This is a genomic window from Variovorax sp. YR752, assembly GCF_943372545.1.
Genome location: NZ_CALRZC010000054.1, coordinates 1 through 18,116, shown reverse-complemented (window position 1 = coordinate 18,116; position 18,116 = coordinate 1). Strand labels below are relative to the sequence as shown.

General features: G+C 68.9%; 17 protein-coding genes and 1 tRNA gene. 6 read left to right on the top strand and 12 right to left on the bottom strand.

Annotated features, from left to right (window positions below; all coding sequences use genetic code 11):
- Positions 1-7: 7 nt before the first annotated feature.
- From AAG801_RS15020 to AAG801_RS15005, 4 genes are all read right to left on the bottom strand, one after another.
- Complete coding sequence (locus AAG801_RS15020) at positions 8-2,065, bottom strand: alpha-1,4-glucan--maltose-1-phosphate maltosyltransferase (protein ID WP_341889090.1); 2,058 nt, start codon at positions 2,063-2,065, stop codon at positions 8-10.
- Entirely contained in the window at positions 2,062-3,963 is a 1,902-nt protein-coding gene (gene glgB, locus AAG801_RS15015; protein WP_341889089.1) for a 1,4-alpha-glucan branching protein GlgB, read from the bottom strand. Before glgB ends, AAG801_RS15020 begins: the two co-directional genes overlap by 4 nt.
- A 160-nt stretch (positions 3,964-4,123) precedes the next feature.
- A complete protein-coding gene (locus tag AAG801_RS15010; protein WP_192196355.1) occupies positions 4,124-4,390 on the bottom strand; it encodes a hypothetical protein in 267 nt (88 codons plus the stop codon).
- Positions 4,380-5,039, bottom strand: a complete 660-nt coding sequence (locus AAG801_RS15005; RefSeq protein ID WP_341889088.1) for a PA2169 family four-helix-bundle protein — start codon at positions 5,037-5,039, stop codon at positions 4,380-4,382. Before AAG801_RS15005 ends, AAG801_RS15010 begins: the two co-directional genes overlap by 11 nt.
- A 127-nt stretch (positions 5,040-5,166) precedes the next feature.
- Here AAG801_RS15005 and AAG801_RS15000 point away from each other — a divergent pair, with 127 nt between their 5' ends.
- A complete protein-coding gene (locus AAG801_RS15000; RefSeq protein ID WP_341889087.1) occupies positions 5,167-6,348 on the top strand; it encodes a glycoside hydrolase 100 family protein in 1,182 nt (393 codons plus the stop codon).
- A 3-nt stretch (positions 6,349-6,351) separates the two neighbouring features.
- On the opposite strand, the gene AAG801_RS14995 is transcribed toward AAG801_RS15000, so the two are convergent.
- Positions 6,352-6,570: a hypothetical protein gene (locus AAG801_RS14995; protein WP_341889086.1), complete on the bottom strand. Its 219-nt coding sequence runs from the start codon at positions 6,568-6,570 to the stop codon at positions 6,352-6,354.
- A 240-nt stretch (positions 6,571-6,810) separates the two neighbouring features.
- Here AAG801_RS14995 and paoA point away from each other — a divergent pair, with 240 nt between their 5' ends.
- The 3 genes from paoA to paoC are packed head-to-tail and all read left to right on the top strand — an operon-like array spanning position 6,811 to position 10,616.
- Positions 6,811-7,455 (top strand): aldehyde dehydrogenase iron-sulfur subunit PaoA, encoded by a 645-nt coding sequence (gene paoA, locus AAG801_RS14990; protein WP_101493936.1) that lies wholly within the window; start codon positions 6,811-6,813, stop codon positions 7,453-7,455.
- Positions 7,452-8,402, top strand: coding sequence for a xanthine dehydrogenase family protein subunit M (locus AAG801_RS14985; protein WP_341889085.1), 951 nt, complete (start codon positions 7,452-7,454; stop codon positions 8,400-8,402). The genes paoA and AAG801_RS14985 overlap by 4 nt, the downstream gene beginning before the upstream one ends.
- A gap of 3 nt (positions 8,403-8,405) precedes the next feature.
- Positions 8,406-10,616, top strand: coding sequence for an aldehyde oxidoreductase molybdenum-binding subunit PaoC (gene paoC, locus AAG801_RS14980; protein ID WP_341889084.1), 2,211 nt, complete (start codon positions 8,406-8,408; stop codon positions 10,614-10,616).
- 21 nt (positions 10,617-10,637) lie between these two features.
- On the opposite strand, the gene AAG801_RS14975 is transcribed toward paoC, so the two are convergent.
- The 7 genes from AAG801_RS14975 to AAG801_RS14945 form a co-directional block, all read right to left on the bottom strand.
- Positions 10,638-10,919, bottom strand: coding sequence for a hypothetical protein (locus AAG801_RS14975; protein ID WP_341889083.1), 282 nt, complete (start codon positions 10,917-10,919; stop codon positions 10,638-10,640).
- A 241-nt stretch (positions 10,920-11,160) separates the two neighbouring features.
- Positions 11,161-11,234, bottom strand: a tRNA-Gly gene (locus tag AAG801_RS14970).
- Positions 11,235-11,280: 46 nt separating this feature from the next.
- The gene (locus tag AAG801_RS14965) at positions 11,281-11,505 is read right to left on the bottom strand and encodes a hypothetical protein (protein ID WP_341889082.1); all 225 of its coding nucleotides are present in this window, start codon (positions 11,503-11,505) and stop codon (positions 11,281-11,283) included.
- 164 nt (positions 11,506-11,669) lie between these two features.
- Positions 11,670-11,945: a hypothetical protein gene (locus AAG801_RS14960; protein ID WP_180839082.1), complete on the bottom strand. Its 276-nt coding sequence runs from the start codon at positions 11,943-11,945 to the stop codon at positions 11,670-11,672.
- A 111-nt stretch (positions 11,946-12,056) separates the two neighbouring features.
- The gene (locus AAG801_RS14955) at positions 12,057-12,833 is read right to left on the bottom strand and encodes an alpha/beta fold hydrolase (RefSeq protein ID WP_101493602.1); all 777 of its coding nucleotides are present in this window, start codon (positions 12,831-12,833) and stop codon (positions 12,057-12,059) included.
- On the bottom strand, positions 12,817-13,989 hold the full coding sequence (locus tag AAG801_RS14950; protein WP_341889081.1) for a DUF3182 family protein: 1,173 nt from the start codon (positions 13,987-13,989) through the stop codon (positions 12,817-12,819). Before AAG801_RS14950 ends, AAG801_RS14955 begins: the two co-directional genes overlap by 17 nt.
- Before the next feature lie 7 nt (positions 13,990-13,996).
- Positions 13,997-14,266 carry a hypothetical protein gene (locus AAG801_RS14945; protein ID WP_341889080.1) on the bottom strand — a complete coding sequence of 90 codons (270 nt, stop codon included), beginning with the start codon at positions 14,264-14,266 and terminating at the stop codon, positions 13,997-13,999.
- A gap of 246 nt (positions 14,267-14,512) precedes the next feature.
- Here AAG801_RS14945 and ligD point away from each other — a divergent pair, with 246 nt between their 5' ends.
- Entirely contained in the window at positions 14,513-17,068 is a 2,556-nt protein-coding gene (gene ligD, locus AAG801_RS14940) for a DNA ligase D (protein ID WP_101493767.1), read from the top strand.
- Positions 17,069-17,083: 15 nt separating this feature from the next.
- Entirely contained in the window at positions 17,084-17,995 is a 912-nt protein-coding gene (locus tag AAG801_RS14935) for a Ku protein (protein WP_341889079.1), read from the top strand.
- Positions 17,996-18,116: the final 121 nt, after the last annotated feature.

The window sequence follows — 18,116 nt, the reverse complement described above, 5'->3', positions numbered from 1 at the left end:
GGAGAACTTAGAGAAAGTAGTCGAAGTCGCGCTCGTCGCCATGGCGGCGACGCACCACGAAGATGTGCGCGGGCACGCTGCGGGGGTCGAGCCGGATGTAGTGCCAGTCGCCCTGCCAGGTGAAGCGCTGGTTGCTCAGCAGGTCGTGCATCTGGAACGCCTGCCCGTCCTTCACGCCCACGCTCGCGGGCTCCAACCCGACCCAGCCGGTCTGCACGTGGTGTGGGTCGAGGTTGACCACGGTGACGATCACGTTCTCGCCGTCGGGCGATGCCTTGGCATAGGCCAGCAATTGGTCGTTGTCGATGTGCAGGAAGCGCAGGCCGCGGTCGCGCTGCAGCGCCGGGTTCTCGCGGCGGATACGGTTCACCTGCGCAATGAAGGGCTCGAGGCTGTCCGGGTCGTCGTCGGGCCGGTGGCGCAGCTGGTACTTCTCGGAGTCGAGGTATTCCTCGCTGCCGGCGCTGCGCGGCAGGTGCTCGCGCCGTTCGTAGGCCGGCCCGTAGAGGCCGTAGTTGGCCGCGAGCGTGGCGGCCAGCACGAGGCGCGACATGTAGACGGCGGTCTCGCCGGTCTGCAGCTGCTCGTGCAGGATGTCGGGCGTGTTGGGCCAGGCGTTGGGACGGAAGTAGTCGATGCCGGGCTCGGTCGAGAGCTCGGTGAAGTACGCCTGCAGCTCTTCCTTGGTGTTGCGCCAGGTGAAGTAGGTGTAGCTCTGCGAGAAGCCCAGCTTGGCGAGCCGGTGCATCACCTTCGGCCGCGTGAAGGCCTCGGCCAGAAAGATCACGTCGGGGTGCGCGCGCTTCACCTCGCCGATGACCCACTCCCAGAACGGGAAGGCCTTGGTGTGCGGGTTGTCGACGCGGAAGATGCGCACGCCCTCCCCGATCCAGTGGTCGATCACGCGCTTGAGCTCGGCCCACAGGCCGCGCCAGTCCTCGCACTCGAAGTTGAAGGGGTAGATGTCCTGGTACTTCTTGGGCGGGTTCTCCGCGTACTGCACGGTGCCGTCGGGCCGCCAGCGGAACCAGCCGGGGTGCGCCTTCACGTAGGGGTGGTCGGGCGCGCACTGGAAGGCGATGTCCAGCGCAATCTCCAGGCCGTGCTCCCCGGCGCGCGCCACCAGGTGGCGGAAGTCTTCGGCCGTGCCAAGCGCCGGCAGGATCGCCGTGTGCCCGCCTTCGGCCGCACCGATGGCCCAGGGGCTGCCCACGTCGTCGGGGCCGGCCTGCAGTGCGTTGTTGGGCCCCTTGCGCTGCTCGCGGCCGATGGGGTGGATCGGCGGAAAGTACAGCACGTCGAAGCCCATGGCGGCGATGGCCGGCAGGCGCGCCTCCACGTCCTTGAAGGTGCCGTGCACGCCGGGCGCGGGGCCGGTCGAACGCGGAAAGAGTTCGTACCAGGTGCTGAAGCGCGCGCGCTCGCGGTCGGCGAACAGCGGCAACTCGACCGAATGGCGCACCGCGTGCTGGCGGTCAGGATGGCGTCGCGCCAGTTCGGCGTATTCGTCGTCCAGCGCCAGCGCCTTCAGCGACACCAGGTCGGACCCGGGGCTGGCCGCCACGGCATCGAGCTCGGTGGCCCAGCGCTGCAGGGCGAGGCGGTCGGCACCCTCGGCGCGCGATGCGGCGGCGGCGATTTCGAGCGCGCCGACCTGCGCGGCAATGCGCACGTCGTCGGGGTCGACGCGCCGCGTCATCTCGCTGCGCCACGACTCGAAGGGGTCGACCCACGCGACGACGGTGTAGACATAGCGCCCCGGCGACGGCGGCGAGAATGCGGCCTCCCACACGTCGTTGCCCAGCGGCTTCATCGGCACTTCGCGAAAGGCGGGCTGATCATGCGCGCGCCAGCACAGCTGCACGCGCACCACGTCGTGGCCGTCGGTGAAGCAATGGGCGCGCACCGGCACGCGCTCGCCGGCCACGCACTTCACGGCGAAGCGGCCGTGGTCCACGCTCGGCAGCACGGCATCGATGACCGCGCGCACGGCGCCGTCGTTCAAGGCGATGTCGACGCCGTCGTTGGCGGCTGCGGCGGGCTTGGTCGAAAAGATGTTCTTCATCGGGCAACGTGCTCCAGGATCAGCGTGGACAGGGGCGGCAAGGTGAGGGACACCGATTGCCTGCGGCCGTGGGAGCGCACGGGCGCCGCATCGACGCCGCCGAAGTTGCCCCAGCCCGAGCCGCCGAATTCCGTGGCGTCGGTGTTGATCACCTCCTGCCAGTGGCCGCCGAGCGGCACGCCCAGCAGGTAGTTGGTGCGCGGCACCGGCGTCATGTTGCTCACCACCAGCAGCGGCGGGCTGCCGTCGCCGGCCTTGCGCAGGAACGCGAACACGCTGGTGTCGGCGTCGTCGGCCGCCACCCACTCGAACCCCGCCGACGAGAAGTCGACCTGGTGCAGCGCGGGCGCACCGCGGTACACGCGGTTGAGCTGCGCCACCAGGCGCTGCAGGCCGCCGTGCCCTTCCTGTTCGCAGACCCACCATTCCAGTTCGCCGTCGTGCGTCCACTCGCGGCGCTGGCCGAACTCGCCGCCCATGAAGAGCAGCTTCTTTCCCGGGTGCGCCCACATGAAGCCGTACAGCGCGCGCAGGTTGGCAAACTGCTGCCAGCTGTCGCCGGGCATCTTGTTGAGCAGCGAGCCCTTGCCGTGCACCACTTCGTCGTGCGAGAGCGGCAGCACGAAGTTCTCGTGGAAGGCGTACACCAGCGAGAAGGTCAGCTTGTGGTGGTGGTACTTGCGATGGACCGGCTCTTCCTTCATGTAGACCAGCGCGTCGTGCATCCAGCCCATGTTCCATTTCTCGCCGAAGCCCAGGCCGTCCATGTCGGTGGGGCGCGAGACGCGCGGCCACGCGGTCGACTCCTCGGCCACGGTGACGGTGTCGGGGTGCGCGCGGTACACGGCGCGGTTCAACGTCTGCAGGAAGTCGATGGCCTCCAGGTTCTCGCGCCCGCCGTGGTGGTTGGGCACCCACTCGCCGTGGCTGCGCGCGTAGTCGAGGTAGAGCATCGACGCCACGGCGTCCACGCGCAGGCCGTCGAGGTGGTACTTGTCGAGCCAGAACAGCCCCGACGACACGAGGAAGCTGCGCACCTCGGGCCGGCCGTAGTTGAAGATGCTGGAGTTCCACTCCGGGTGGAAGCCCTGGCGTGGATCGGCATGCTCGTACAGGTGCGTGCCGTCGAAGAAACCGAGCCCGTGCTCGTCGGTCGGAAAGTGCGAAGGCACCCAGTCGAGCAGCACGCCGATGCCCTGCTGGTGCAGGTGGTCGACGAGGTACATGAAGTCCTGCGGCGAACCGAAGCGCGCCGTGGGCGCGAAGTAGCCGGTGGTCTGGTAGCCCCACGAACCGTAGAACGGGTGCTCGGTCACGGGCATGAGCTCCACGTGCGTGAAGCCCATCTGGTTCACATAGGCGGCCAGCCGGTGCGCGACTTCGCGGTAGCCGAGAAACTGGCCGTCCTGACGCTGCCACGAGCCCAGGTGCACCTCGTAGACCGACTGCGGCGCATCGAGCGCGTTGCGCTGGCCGCGTGTCGCCATCCATTCGTCGTCGCTCCAGGTGTAGGCCAGGTCGCAGACGCGCGAGGCGGTGGCGGGCGGCGGCTCCGCGCTGAACGCCACCGGGTCGGCCTTGTCGACCGTGTAGTTGCCGTGGTGCGAGCGGATGCGGTATTTGTAGGCTTGGCCGGATGCGGCACCGGGCGCATGCCCGTGCCAGATGCCCGAGCCGTCCGGGCTGGGCGCGAGCGGATCGGCATCGCCCGACCAACCGTTCCAGTCGCCGACCACCGAGACCGACGCGGCATTCGGCGCCCACACCGCGAAACCTGCACCGCCCTCTTCCTCGTTGAGGTGGCAGCCGAGCAGGTCGTACAGCCGGGCGTGGGTTCCCTCGCGGAAAAGGTAGACGTCGCGTTCGCCCTGGCGGGGATGGTTCGTTGTCGTTGGCACCGGCGCTCCCGTTGAAGGCCAGTGGAACGGTTGTTCGAGGACCGACTTCGGTTCGCCTCCAGCCTTTCCAGGTTATGCAAGCCCGATGCAGGCAGTGGGTAAGGCCTTGACCGCCTCGGCTTGTCGGAGAACAGCCCGTGCCCCGGGCTGCTGTGCGCGCTCAGGCGTGCACGCCGAAGTCGTCGGGGATCAGCTCGATCGGTTGCCGGGGGGCCGCCCGGTAGCGCACGATGGCGACGGCCATGAGCACGTCGAAATGCGCCTTGCAGGCGTCAATCAACGCGTCACCGATCTCGCGCACGCCGAACGCGTCGTGCAGCGTGTCTTCGGAAATCTGCGCGACGATGCGCGCGCCCTCCGGACCGTCGGGATACACCGCGAATCGCACCGACGCGGTGTCGAAACAATAGATGCCTTCAAAGTCCATGTCGCCTGTCTCCTTGTGCCTGCCCGCAGGGCCGGTGAGCTTGAGAAGGGGCGCGCCCGAAGGCGCACCCGGCGACGGATTTTTCCGCGTGCGAAGGCAGGAAGCAAGCTACAGCTGCGACTGCCGACAAGCGCGCAGGGTATTGAGCAGCAGACGCACCTGCGCGTGGCCGCGTTGCGCATCGTGGGCCTGCATCTGCAGGATCTGCCGGATACCCATGGGTAGGCGCCAGCGCCAGCGCCTCGCGGTAGCGCGCCACGGCCGCGTCGTCGGCGCGCTCGCAGGCGTCGAGCACCGACGACTCGCTGGCCGCCACGCCCACCGCCGCCTTCACGTGCGCCCAGCCGCGGTGCACCGCGCCCAGCGCCGTGCCGCCGCCCGCCGGCTGGCCGCCGCAGGTGATGACGAGTTCCACCAGCTGACTGGCCGCGGCCTGGCATTGCGCGGCGCGCGCGGCGAGCACGTCCTTGTGGCGCCGCGCCCTCACCTCGTCCGCGCCGGCGCGGAAAACGTGTGCGTCGTCGCGGGCGCCTTCGAGCAGATGGTTCAGCACGTGGACCACGTGGTCGGTGGACAGCGCATCGCCCGGGAGGGTGTCGCGCGCCGCATCGTCTGTGTCTGCATGAAACAGGTTCTGGTCCTTTGCCATGTCGGACTCCTTTATTCAAAGTTGAGAGGACTGGCTTCATCCTGGCGCGCCTCGCGGGCGCGCTCGTCGGGTCGGGGCGCAGCTGCGTGTAGGTCTTGCCCGGCGGCGGATGATAAAAACATGTCTCATGAAGGAACCTGACGCCCCGGCGCTCGCGCTGATCGACACCTGCGCGCACGCATCGCTCGCGCTGCTGGAACGCAACCTGACGCCGCACGGCATCCTGGCGGCCAGCCGCACCGAGGCGGCCGAGGCGCGGCGCTACACGCGCATCTTCGGACGCGACGCCGCCATCTGCGTGCTCGCGATGTGCGGCAGCGGCGTGCCCGCGCTGGAGCAAGGCGCAGTCGCCAGCCTCGACGCGCTCGCCGCCCACCAGGCGGCCAACGGGCAGATTCCCAAGTACGTCGACCCCGAGGGCCGCGACGCCGACTTCTGGTACCTGGGCTGCATCGACGCCACGCTGTGGTGGCTGATTGCCGTGGACCACGTGCGCCGCCACGGACAGGTCGGGCCGTCGCACTGGTCCGGCGAGGTGGAACGCGCCATCGGCTGGCTGCTGGCGCAGGAGCACCAGCACTTCCGGCTGCTGCAGCAGAACGAGGCCAGCGACTGGGCCGACATCATGCCGCGCTCAGGCTACGTGCTGTACACCAACGCGCTCTGGTACGAGGTGAAGCACCGCTATGCGCTGGACCATGCCGAGGCCACGAAGCACCACTTCAACCACCTGTTCAACCCGTTCCAGCGTGACCTGCCCGAGTACCACCGCGCGCGGCTGCTGCAGCACTACGCGCGGCGCGGCCGCCGCGACCCGGGCCTGTACCTGAGCTTCGTCAACCTGGCCGTGGTCGGCGACGAGGGCGACGTGTTCGGCAACGTGCTGGCCCTCCAGGCCGGGCTGGCCGATGCGGCGATGGCGCAGCGCATCGTCCAGACGCTCACCGAGGCGCATGCCAGCGTGCCCTACCCCGTGCGCGTGGTGCTGCATCCGCTGTCGCGCCAGCATCCGCTGTGGCGGGCCTACATGGGCCGCCACCAGCAGAACATCGTGCACCAGTACCACAACGGCGGCCTGTGGCCCTTTGTCGGCGGCTTCTGGGTGATGGCGCTGGCCCAGCTGGGCGCGCGGGAACTGGCCTGGTCGGAACTGGTGCGGCTGGCCCAGGTCAACGCGCTGGACGACTGGCGCTTCACCGAGTGGTTCCACGGCCGCACGCTGGCGCCGATGGGCATGGCCGGGCAAAGCTGGAATGCCGCGACCTTTTTGCTGGCGCTGCGCGCGTTGCGGCAGCCACGCGCGCCGTAAGCCTCAGGCCGGCTTGTTGCGCATTCGCCGGAGTTCAGCGCGGCCCAGCGGCGTGATGCGCTCGACGACGCCCGCCAGGCCGGGTTCGTCCGACTCGGTCGGCAGGGTGGCCTCGACAAGGCCTGCGGCCACGAGCACGGCCGCGTTTCGGATGTCCACGGGATCGGTCACCGTCAGAGGGAAGGTCTCATCTTCGATCCGCCTGAGGAAATCCATCGGCATGGGTTGCTCCTGGTTTTGAAGCAGAAAGTGTAGGCCGAACGGCCTCGCCGTGTGTCGGGCAAACCCTCAACGCAGCGGGTCATCGGCCCCGCTGAGCGCTACTTTCTTACAGGCCCAAAAATCCGGGCACCCCGCAGGCGGTAACACCCTCCTTTCTCCTACTGCGCGTGCCGACCCGGCGTGATACCCCGCACGGTCAAGCCCACGATTCGAGAACTTCGACCCCAAGGAGCCGCCGACATGGACAGTCCCACGACCCCCTTGATCTCGCGCCGCAGCGCCCTCATCGCCGGCGCCGCCACCGCCGCGGCAGTTTCGACTGCCGTGCCTGCCACGGCAGCGGCGCAGGCCACGCCCCCAAGCGCCGCCGGGCCCCTGATGAAGCTGTCGCTGACCGTCAACGGGCAAGCGCATGCGCTGCAGCTCGACACGCGAACGACCTTGCTCGACGCGCTGCGTGAACACCTGAACCTGACCGGCACCAAGAAGGGCTGCGACCACGGCCAGTGCGGCGCCTGCACGGTGATTGCCGACGGCCGGCGCATCAATTCCTGCCTGACGCTCGCCGTGATGCACGACGGCGGCCAGGTGACAACCATCGAAGGGCTCGGCACGCCGCAGCACATGCACCCGCTGCAGGCGGCCTTCGTGAAGCACGACGGCTACCAGTGCGGCTACTGCACGCCGGGCCAGATCTGCTCGGCGGTGGGCGTGATCGACGAGGTCAAGCGCGGTATTCCGAGCCACGTGAGCGCCGACCTCAATGCCCGGCCGCTGCTCTCGGCCGACGAGCTGCGCGAGCGCATGAGCGGCAACATCTGCCGCTGCGGCGCGTACTCCAACATCGTCGATGCCATCACCGAAGTGGCCGGGAGCCGGGCATGAAACCCTTCACCTACGAGCGCGCGCAATCGCCCGCGCAGGCCGCAGCCGCCGTCGCACGCCAACCCGGCGCCAAGTTCATCGCGGGCGGCACCAACCTGCTGGACCTGATGAAGTTGCAGATCGAGGCGCCCACGCACCTCGTCGATGTGAACGGCCTGGCGCTCGACACCATCGCGCCCACGGCCGAAGGCGGCCTGCGCATCGGCGCGCTGGTGCGCAACACCGACCTGGCCGCCGACGCGCGGGTGCGGCGCGATTACGGCGTGCTGTCGCGCGCGCTGCTGGCCGGCGCCTCGGGCCAGTTGCGCAACAAGGCGACGACGGCGGGCAACCTGCTGCAGCGCACGCGCTGCCCCTACTTCTACGACACCGACCAGCCCTGCAACAAGCGCCAGCCCGGCAGCGGCTGCAGCGCCATCGGCGGCATCACGCGCCAGCACGCGGTGATCGGCACCAGCGCCGCATGCATCGCGACGAACCCGAGCGACATGGCGGTGGCGATGCGCGTGCTCGACGCCGCGGTCGAAACCGTGCGCCCCGACGGGCAGGCCCGCGTGATTCCGATCGCCGACTTCCATCGCCTGCCCGGCGACACGCCGCACATCGAGACCGTGCTGCAACGCGACGAGCTGATCACCGGCGTCACGCTGCCCCGGCCCGTCGGCGGCACGCACATCTATCGCAAGGTCCGCGACCGGGCCTCGTATGCGTTTGCGCTGGTGTCGGTCGCGGCGATCGTGCAGCGCGACGGCTCGGGCCGCGTGGCGCTGGGCGGCGTGGCGCACAAGCCGTGGCGCGTCGAGGCCGCGGAGGCGGCCCTGCCGCAAGGCGCGAAGGCCGTGGCCGCGCAGCTGCTGGCCGGCGCGCAGCCGACCCACGACAACGCCTTCAAGGTGCCACTGGCCGAGCGCGCGCTGGCCGGGGCGCTGCTGCAAGCGAGGAGCTGAGCCATGAAATTCGACACCCCCGCCACCACCAACCCCATCGACCAGCTCAGGGTCATCGGCAAGCCGACCGACCGCATCGACGGCCCGGCCAAGACCACGGGCACCGCGCGCTACGCCTACGAACGCAACGCCGAGGCGCCCCAGGCGGCCTACGGCTATGTGGTCGGCGCCGGCATCGCCAAAGGCCGCATCGCGTCGATGGACCTGAATGCCGCGCGCGCGGCACCGGGCGTGCGCGCCATCGTCACCGCGCGCAATGCCGGCACGCTCGGCAAGGGCGACTTCAACACCGCCAAGCTGCTGGGCGGCCCCGAGATCGACCACTACCACCAGGCTGTCGCGCTCGTCGTGGCCGACACCTTCGAGCAGGCGCGTGCCGCCGCGCAGCTGGTGCGCATCGACTACACGCGCGCGCCCGGCCGCTTCGACCTCGCGGCGGAAATGGGCGCAGCAAAGCTGCCCGAGCCCACGCCCTTCGCGGGCCCGCCGGAAACGAAGACGGGCGATTTTCCCGGCGCGTTCGCCGCCGCCCCCGTGCGGCTCGATGCCACGTACACCACGCCCGACGAGTCGCACGCGATGATGGAACCGCACGCCTCCATTGCGCAGTGGCAGGGCGACAATCTCACGATCTGGACGTCGAACCAGATGATCGCCTGGGGCGTCGGCGACGTCGCCAAGACGCTCGGCATTCCGAAGGCGAACGTGCGGCTGGTCTCGCCCTTCATCGGCGGCGGCTTCGGTGGCAAGCTGTTCGTGCGCGCGGATGCGCTGCTGGCCGCACTGGGCGCGCGCGAGGCCGGCCGGCCCGTGAAGGTCGCGCTGCAGCGGCCCCTGATGATGAACAACACCACGCACCGGCCGGCCACCCGCCAGCGCATCCGCATCGGTGCCACGCCCGACGGCAAGATCACCGCCATCGCGCACGAAGGCTGGTCGGGCGACCTGCCCGGTGGACAGGCCGAGACGGCCGTCAACCAGACCCGGCTGCTGTACGCCGGCGCGAACCGCCTGACCACCACGCGGCTCGCCGTGCTCGACCTGCCCGAAGGCAACGCCATGCGCGCGCCCGGCGAGGCGCCCGGGATGATGGCGCTGGAGATCGCCATGGACGAGATGGCCGAACAACTCAAGCTCGACCCGATCGAGTTTCGCGTGCGCAACGACACGCAGGTCGATCCGGAAAAGCCGGAGCGCCCGTATTCCCAGCGCCGCTTGATCGAATGCCTGCGCATCGGCGCCGAGCGCTTCGGCTGGAACCGGCGCAATGCGCTGCCCGCGCAGCAGCGCGACGGACGCTGGCTCGTCGGCATGGGCGTGGCCGCGGCCTTCCGCAACAACCTGCTGACCAAATCGGCCGCGCGCGTGCGGCTGGACAGCCGCGGCATCGTCACGGTGGAAACCGACATGACCGACATCGGCACAGGCACCTACACCATCATTGCGCAGACCGCCGCCGAGACCATGGGCGTAACGCTCGACAAGGTGCAGGTGCGGCTCGGCGATTCGGCCTACCCCGTGTCGGCCGGCTCCGGCGGGCAATGGGGTGCGAACAACTCGACCTCTGGCGTCTACGCCGCGTGCATGAAGCTGCGCGAGGCCATCGCGGCCAAGCTGGGCGTGGCGGCGGCCGACGCACAGTTCTCGAACGGCATGGTGCATGCCGGCGGGCGCCCCGTGCCGTTGGCCGAAGCCGCGGGCGCGAACGGCCTGATCGCAGAAGACGGCATCGAGTACGGCGACCTCGACAAGAAGTACCAGCAGTCCACCTTCGGCGCGCACTTCGTGGAAGTCGGCGTCGACGCCGTCACCGGCGAGATCCGCGTGCGGCGCATGCTGGCCGTGTGTGCCGCAGGTCGCATCCTCAATCCCAAGTCGGCGCGCAGCCAGGTGATCGGCGCGATGACGATGGGCGTCGGCGGCGCGCTCATGGAAGAGCTGGCGCTCGACAAGCGGCATGGCTTTTTCGTCAACCACGACCTCGCGGGCTACGAGGTGCCGGTGCATGCCGACATTCCGCACCAGGACGTGATCTTCCTCGACGAGACCGACCCGATCTCGTCGCCGATGAAAGCCAAGGGCGTGGGCGAATTGGGCATGTGCGGCGTGGCGGCCGCGGTGGCCAATGCGGTCTATCACGCGACCGGCGTGCGCGTGCGCAACTACCCGATCACGCTCGACAAACTGCTGGGCCGCTTGCCGCCGGTGGCGTGAGGCGAGCGGTGAGGCAGCGGCTCAGAACCGCGTCCCCACGCGCAGCCTGAACTCCTCGTCCGCGCTGCCCTCGTCGTCTGCGCGTGCGAGCCTCATCCGCGCCTGTTCGTGCCGCAGCGCCAGCTCGCAACGCCGCTCGCGCGTGGTGGCGTCACCCGGCGTCTTGTCGTCGAAGTCCATCAGAAACTGGGACTCCTCATGGGTGAGCCCGTGAAGGATTTCCTGGCTGTGGGAATTGATGGCGAGAAGCCCGTCCGCCAGAAGACGCGTCCGCCGATCGTTGGGGATGCGAAGTGCCTGCATGGAGAACTCCTTTCGGGAAAAGTCCTGTGCTGTCAAGTCACCATCGCGCGGCGGGCGAGCAGCCATGTAGGCAGGCACCGCGACTTGCGTGCGGTCAATGCAGCGATTGATTTGTCGGCGGGTGTGGGGGACAGCGCCGGCGGCGGTGGCATCGCGCTGGCCTCTTCAGGAATTTCCTTCGCTGCAACCTCTTGTCTTCAAGAAGCTTCAGGGGTCACAAGGGACGCCGAGGAATGGGGCCTGGAGCGGGTGAAGGGAATCGAACCCTCGTCAGTTGCTTGGGAAGCAACAGCTCTGCCATTGAGCTACACCCGCAGCAGGCGCGGATTCTAACGTCAGTTCACTCGCCCCCCGCCCACGCTCAGGTCTGCAGCTCATCCCTTCGCAGCCGCAACGCCGCGCGCCCTTGCGGCGTGATGAGCACAACCACGGCGACGCGCCGGCCCGTGCCGCTGGCGGCCGGAGGCAGCACGGCTTCGATGAGATGGGCGGCGACCAGCATGGTCGCGCAGTGGATGTCGCCTTCGTCGCGGACCGCCATCGGGAACGATGCGTCTTCGATGCGCTCCAGAAAGTCCATGGGCATGGCAAAGCTCCTCACAAAACGAGCCGCAGTCTAGGGCGTTGCGGCCCCGAAAATGCGACCCGAACGCGTTGCGTTTGTAACCAATATCACACGTACCAGCACACGAGAACTTTCTCGCGACAACACGCGGCACGCCCTGTGCACTTTCGCATCGCAGCCGGCCTTTATCGCCATCCGTTCATCCGCGGAAAGTCGCCGCAGGCCAGCACGATGGGCCCGCGCGGATCGGCCCGGAACCGCGCCACGGCCGCCGCCGCGATCACGTCGAAATGCCGTTTGCAGGCATGCACGGTGTGCTCGCCGATTTCCTGCGCGCCGAGCGCGTCGTGCAGCACGTCTTCCGAAATCTGCGCCAGGATGCGCGCACCGTCGGGACCGTCGGGGTACACGGCGAATCGCACCGTGGCCGAATCGAAGCAGTAGATGCCTTCGAAGTCCATCACCTTTGTCTCCTTCACGTAGCGCAAGGAATTCGGCGCGCGCGCCGCGACGCGTGGTGATGGACTTGCGCGCATGTTCGGGAAGGAGGCCGCCTACAGCACCTGCGCACCTCAGGCCGTGCTGCTCGACACCGGCTTGGTGAGCGTCGATGTCGCCTTGGCGCCGAGCGTCATCTCGGTGATCCACGACACGAGCAGCGCGCCGTAGGCCTGGCGCGATTCCAGGCGCGACAGCGCGTGGTCGGCGCCGGTGAGTTTGCGGTACGTCGCCGAGCGCACGCGCTTGAAGGCGGCGAGGTAGTTCTCGATCACGGGGTGCGGCACGGTCTGGTCGTCTTCCGATTCGACGATAAGCACGTCGCCGGTGAAGGCGGCGCAGGCCTTGAGCGCGCGGTTGTCCTCGGGCCCGACCAGCGTGCGGCGGTAGGCCACGAGGTCGGAGCGGCTCAGCAAGCCCTTGGGCGTGTCCCACTCGCCGTCGCGGTACAGCGCGGGCGCGCGCAATGCGAGCCAGCGCACCGGCCGCATCGCGCTGACGAGCGCAGCCAGGTAGCCGCCGTAGCTGCTGCCGACGATGGCAACGGCCGCGGGGTCGACGGTCGGGTGGCCCACCAGCGCGTCGTAGGCAGCGAGCACGTCGCGCAGGTTGTCTTCGCGCGTCACCTGCTGGCGCAGCCCTTCATGGCGCGCATGGCCGCGCAGGTCGAAAGTCAGACAGACGCAGCCGAGCGCGGCGATCTCGTGCGCGCGCTTGAGGTACTGCTCCTGGCTGCCGTCCCAGCCGTGCACCAGCAGCACGCCCGGCACCATGGTGGAAGCGGCGAACAGCGTGCCTTCGATGTGATGGCCGTTGACGGGAATGTCGATGGAGCTATGGCGTGTCGGCATGCGGGGTGGTTGTCGTGTTCAGCACGGTGTATTTGCACAGCGGCCCGGTCTCGGGGTCGTTGCCCTGGTAAGTGATGATGGCGTTCGCCGGCACGGAGGCCGCGCCGTACACCTCGAAGCAGGACGCGTGCACGCGCTGGCACGCCGGGTCCTGGTGAAAGGCTTCGAGCGCCGCGATCTCCGCGCCCGTGGCGCCGCCGACGCGCCACGACTGCTCCAGCACGCCCGAACGCCAGTCGCCGCGGCCGTCCTTGCCTTGCGCCACGTCGTAGTTCACGCGCGAGGCAAAGAAGTCCGGGTAGCAGTCGATCACCGCGCGGTGGTAGCGGCGCGCCTGCTCGATCGCACGGCGCAGCGGCGGCGGCGGATCGACCACGGCCAGCAGCGCATCGAAGTCGCCGCGCACCAGCTGCAGGTCGGAGCCGCCGTAGACCTCTTCGCCGGCATTGTTGCGCGTGAGGCGCTGTTCGCCGCAGTAGCTGACGATGCGCTGCGCCACGATGAGCTGCCCGACGCTGTAGGTGTGGGGCTGTTCGAGGTTGGTCTCCAGCACGAGGCCGTGGGTGGCGAACACGCGGCCGTCCATCGCGTCGAGGCCGCGTTCGAGCGCGTCGACGCTGTCGACCACCTGCTGCCCTCGCCCGCCGGTGGCGGTGACGGGCTTGAGGCGCACCCGGCCGATGTCGAGCAGCGCCCTCCCCGCGACGCGCGCCTCGTCGAGGCTGAAGCAGGTGAAGCCGGGCAAGGCCGCATCGGCAATCTCCACCGCGAGCCGCGCCGACCAGCCCAGGGGCCGCACGGCGTCGGGGCCGATCAGCGGATGGGTGATCGCCTTGGTGGCAACGAAGGCATGCGGCACCACGCCGCCGAACAGGTCGTCCACGCCGGCGATGCCCATGGCGCGTGCCTGGTGCGGATCGGTGAGCGTGTCGCTCGGCACGAAGTAGAGCGGCGCCGAGTGCGGCTGGGCGGCGTCGTATGCGCCCGCGAATTCCCAGCCCTGGAGCGCCGCCAGGCGCTGCGCAAAGTTGGCACGCGTGGCGTGCTCGTGTTCGCTGCAGTAGCCCTGCGGGCGCACGTCCCAGGTGACGACGCGGCGCGGGGTCGATTGCATGGCGGACGTCCGGGCCATGACGGTGTTCAGGCGCAGGTCCATCGGGGCCTCAGGCGTCGCCCTTCTGGTCCGCCTTGCTCTTGTCGGCGTCACCCGAAGGCAGCTTGACCTTCGTGACGGTGACCGACACCGGGTCGCTCGCCGGGAACGACTCTTCCACGCCACTGTCGAGCGCTTCTTCGCTGGACGGCTGCTCCGTGGGTTTGGCGGTCTCGGCGGATGGATTGCCGTGGTTCTCGGACGTGGGAAACGGAAACTTCTCCGGCGGGTTCTTGTCCGGGCTCGCCGGCTTCGGGTCGGGGGTCTGCTTCGAAGTCATGGGGTCTCCTTGGTGCGATGCACACGGGCTCACATGGCTGCTTCCTTCGGGGTGAGTTCGGAGTGAAGGCGGCAGTGCCTCCATGTTCTGCGGATCGCGCGGCGCGCCGGTCGGAGGGCACAGCGCCTGCGCGTGGGACCCGTCTGGCACCCGCCGGGCCCGCGCCCGCGCGTGCGGCGTTGGCCCACACGAAGACCGGGCACTTGGCGGATGCAGCGCGGCGCGAAAGCGGGCACACCTGAGGGCATGGCCCGTTCCGACACGTCCACGCTCACGCCCCTGGCGACCTACCAGGCCAAACGCGACTTCACCGCCACCACCGAGCCCGCCGAGGGCGGCAAGCCTCGCCCGCACGCGCCCTCCTTCGTGATCCAGAAGCACGCGGCGCGGCGGCTGCACTACGACTTCCGGCTCGAACTCGACGGCGTGCTGGTGTCATGGGCCGTGCCGAAGGGCCCGAGCCTCGACCCGGCGCAAAAGCGCATGGCCGTGCATGTGGAAGACCATCCGCTGTCGTATGCCGGCTTCGAAGGCACCATTCCTGAAGGCCACTACGGCGCGGGCGAAGTCATCGTGTGGGACCGCGGCACCTGGGAGCCCGTGGGCGATCCGCGCAAGGGCCTGGCCGCGGGCAAGCTCGCGTTCCGGCTGCACGGCGAGAAGCTCGAAGGGCTGTGGGAACTCATCAAGATCGCCAAACGCGGCGAGCGGCAGGAGCCGTGGCTGCTGTTCAAGAAGCGCGACGACTTCGCGCGCTCGCATGCGGAGTACGACGTGGTCTCTGCGCTGCCCGACAGCGTGGGCGGTGCGCCCACGCCCCGGCGCGCAGCGAGCAAGAAGACCAAGGCCAAGGCTGCGCCCGCCGTGCCCGCAACCGGCGCGGTGAAGGCGCGCCTGCCCGCCAAGCTCTCGCCGCAGCTCGCGACCCTGGCCACGGGCGTGCCCGAAGGCGCACCCGGCGACTGGCGCTTCGAGATCAAGTTCGACGGCTACCGCGTCATGGCGCGCATCGAAAAGGGCAAGGCGCGCCTGCTCACGCGCGGCGGCCACGACTGGAGCGCCAAGCTGTCGCCGCTGGTGGCCGAGCTGAAGCATCTGGGCATCGACAACGCCTGGCTCGACGGCGAGATCGTCGTGCTCGACAAGCAAGGCACGCCCGACTTCAACGCGCTGCAGAACGCACTCGACCGCGAACGCGCCGACCCCATCGTGATGTTCCTGTTCGACGTGCCCTTCTTCGAAGGCTTCGACCTGCGCCACGCACCGCTTGCCGAGCGCCGCCGCCTGCTCAAGCAGCTGATGGACGCGCGCGCCACGCGCCGCCTGCGCTTCAGCAACGACTTCGAGGCCGACATCGACTCGATCTTGCAATCGGCCTGCCGCATGAACCTCGAAGGCGTGATCGCCAAGCGCGCCGATGCGCCGTATGTCTCGCGCCGCAGCGACACCTGGCTCAAGCTCAAGTGCACGCGACGCCAGGAGTTCGTGGTGTGCGGCTACACGCTGCGCAGCGACAGCCCCACGCGCATCGGCAGCCTGATGCTGGGCGTGCACGCGAAGAACGGCGAGCTGGTGTCGGTCGGCGGTGTCGGCACCGGCTGGAACGACCATGAGGCGCGCGACATCCGCCGCCAGCTCGCCGCGTTGGACACCGAGCGCGCGCCGTTCACCGGCGGTGAGGCCAAGCCCGGCCGCCGCCGGCCGGGCGGCACGCGGCACTGGGTGAAGCCGACGCTCGTGGCCGAGGTGCGTTTTGCCGCATGGACGCCAGACGGGCAGATCCGCCACGCGTCGTTCGTGGCGATGCGCGACGACAAGCCGGCCTCGGAGATCGTGCATGAAGAACCTCGCGACATCGCACCTGCCTCGAAGAAAACGAAGACCATGAAGACATCCTCGAAGAAGGCCGCGTCCACGGTCGGCGGCGTGACTGTGAGCCATGGCGACCGCGTGATCGATGCGGCGTCGGGCCGCACCAAGCTCGACCTGGTGCGCTACTACGAATCGGTGGCCGAGCCCATGCTGCCGCACCTGAAGGGCCGCCCTTGCGCGCTGGTGCGCGGGCCTCAAGGCGTGGGCGGCGAGATCTTCTTCCAGAAGCACGCCGAAAAAGTCAACATCGCCGGCGTGAAGCAACTCGACCCGGCCCTGTGGCCCGGCCATCCGTCGATGCTCGAGGTCGGCACGCGCGAAGCCTTGCTGAACGCGGCGCAGTTCAACGTGATCGAGTTCCACACATCGAACGCGACCTCGACGCACTTCGACCGGCCCAACCGCATGATCTTCGACCTCGACCCCGGCGAAGGCACGCCGTGGGCGCATGTGCAGGAAGCCGCCTTGCTGATGCGCACGCTGCTCACCGAACTGGGGCTGGCGTCATGGCTCAAGACCAGCGGCGGCAAGGGCCTGCACGTGGTCGTGCCGCTGCGCATGCACTACGACAACGACACGGTGAAGGCCTTCTCGCGCGCCATCGTGCAGCACATGGCACACGTGATCCCTTCGAAGTTCGTGGCCAAGAGCGGGCCGTCGAACCGCGTCGGCAAGCTCTTTGCCGACTACCTGCGCAATGGCGTGGGCGCGACCACGGTGGCCGCCTATTCGGCGCGCGCGCGGCCCGGCATGGGCGTGTCGATGCCCGTGAGCTGGGACGACCTCGGCAGCCTCAAAAGCGGCGCGCACTGGACCATTGCCACCGCGCGCGAGCACCTGTCGTTCCAGTCCGAAGACCCGTGGGCCGACTACTGGACCACGCGCCAGCCGCTGGGCGAGGCGATGAAGCGGCTCGGCTTCAAGAAATAACCAAGGAGACTCACCATGGCCACGAGAACCCTCTGGAAAGGCGCCATCACCTTCGGGCTGGTCCACATCCCCGTGGGCCTGCACACCGCGAGCACCGAACAGGGCATCGACTTCGACTGGCTCGACAAGCGCAGCATGGACCCGGTGGGCTACAAGCGCATCAACAAGCGCACGGGCAAGGAGATTGCGCGCGAACAGATCGTGAAGGGCTTCGAGTACGAGGACGGCAAGTACGTCGTGATCTCGCCCAAGGAAATCGAAGCCGTCTACCCGCGCACCACGCAGACCATCGAGATCCAGCGCTTTCTCGATGTCGGCGAAATCCCTTTCGTGTACCTGGAGCGGCCCTACTACCTCGCGCCGATCAACAAGGGCCAGAAGGTCTACGCGCTGCTGCGCGAGGTGCTGGTGAAGACCGGCAAGGTCGGACTGGCCAAGGTGGTGATTGCCACCAAGCAGCACTTGGCGCTGCTGATTCCGTTCGGCAAGGTGCTGGTGCTCAACCTGCTGCGCTGGGGCGACGAGATCAAGGACGCCGACGGGCTCGACCTGCCGGCCGCCGGCATCAAGGCCGCGAAGCTGTCGGCCGCCGAGATGAAGATGGCGGAGCAGCTGGTCGGCGACATGTCGGGCCCGTGGAACCCCGACGAGTTCAAGGACGAGTTCAAGCACGCCGTTATGAAGATCGTCGAGAAGAAGGTCAAGGCGGGCGACACGGAGACGGTGGTGCAGCCGGAAGAAGAGGCGCCGGAGGGCGGCGCCGAGGTGATCGACCTCACCGAGCTGCTCGCGCGCAGCCTGCGCAGCGGCAAGCGCACGCCGCCTGCAGCGAAGAAACGGGCGGCAAAGACGACGGCCTCGCGCAAGACCGCGCACAAGCCTGCCGCCGCCAAACGCGCGAAGAGCGCGGCCCGCAAGGCGGCCTAGCGCCGCGGCGTTTTCGCCGCACCCGGCAACGCCGCCACGCGCTGCGCCAGAAAGTCGACCAGCACCTGCACCCGCAGCGGCAACTGACGGCTCGGCGCGTAGAGCAGATGCAGTTCCTGCG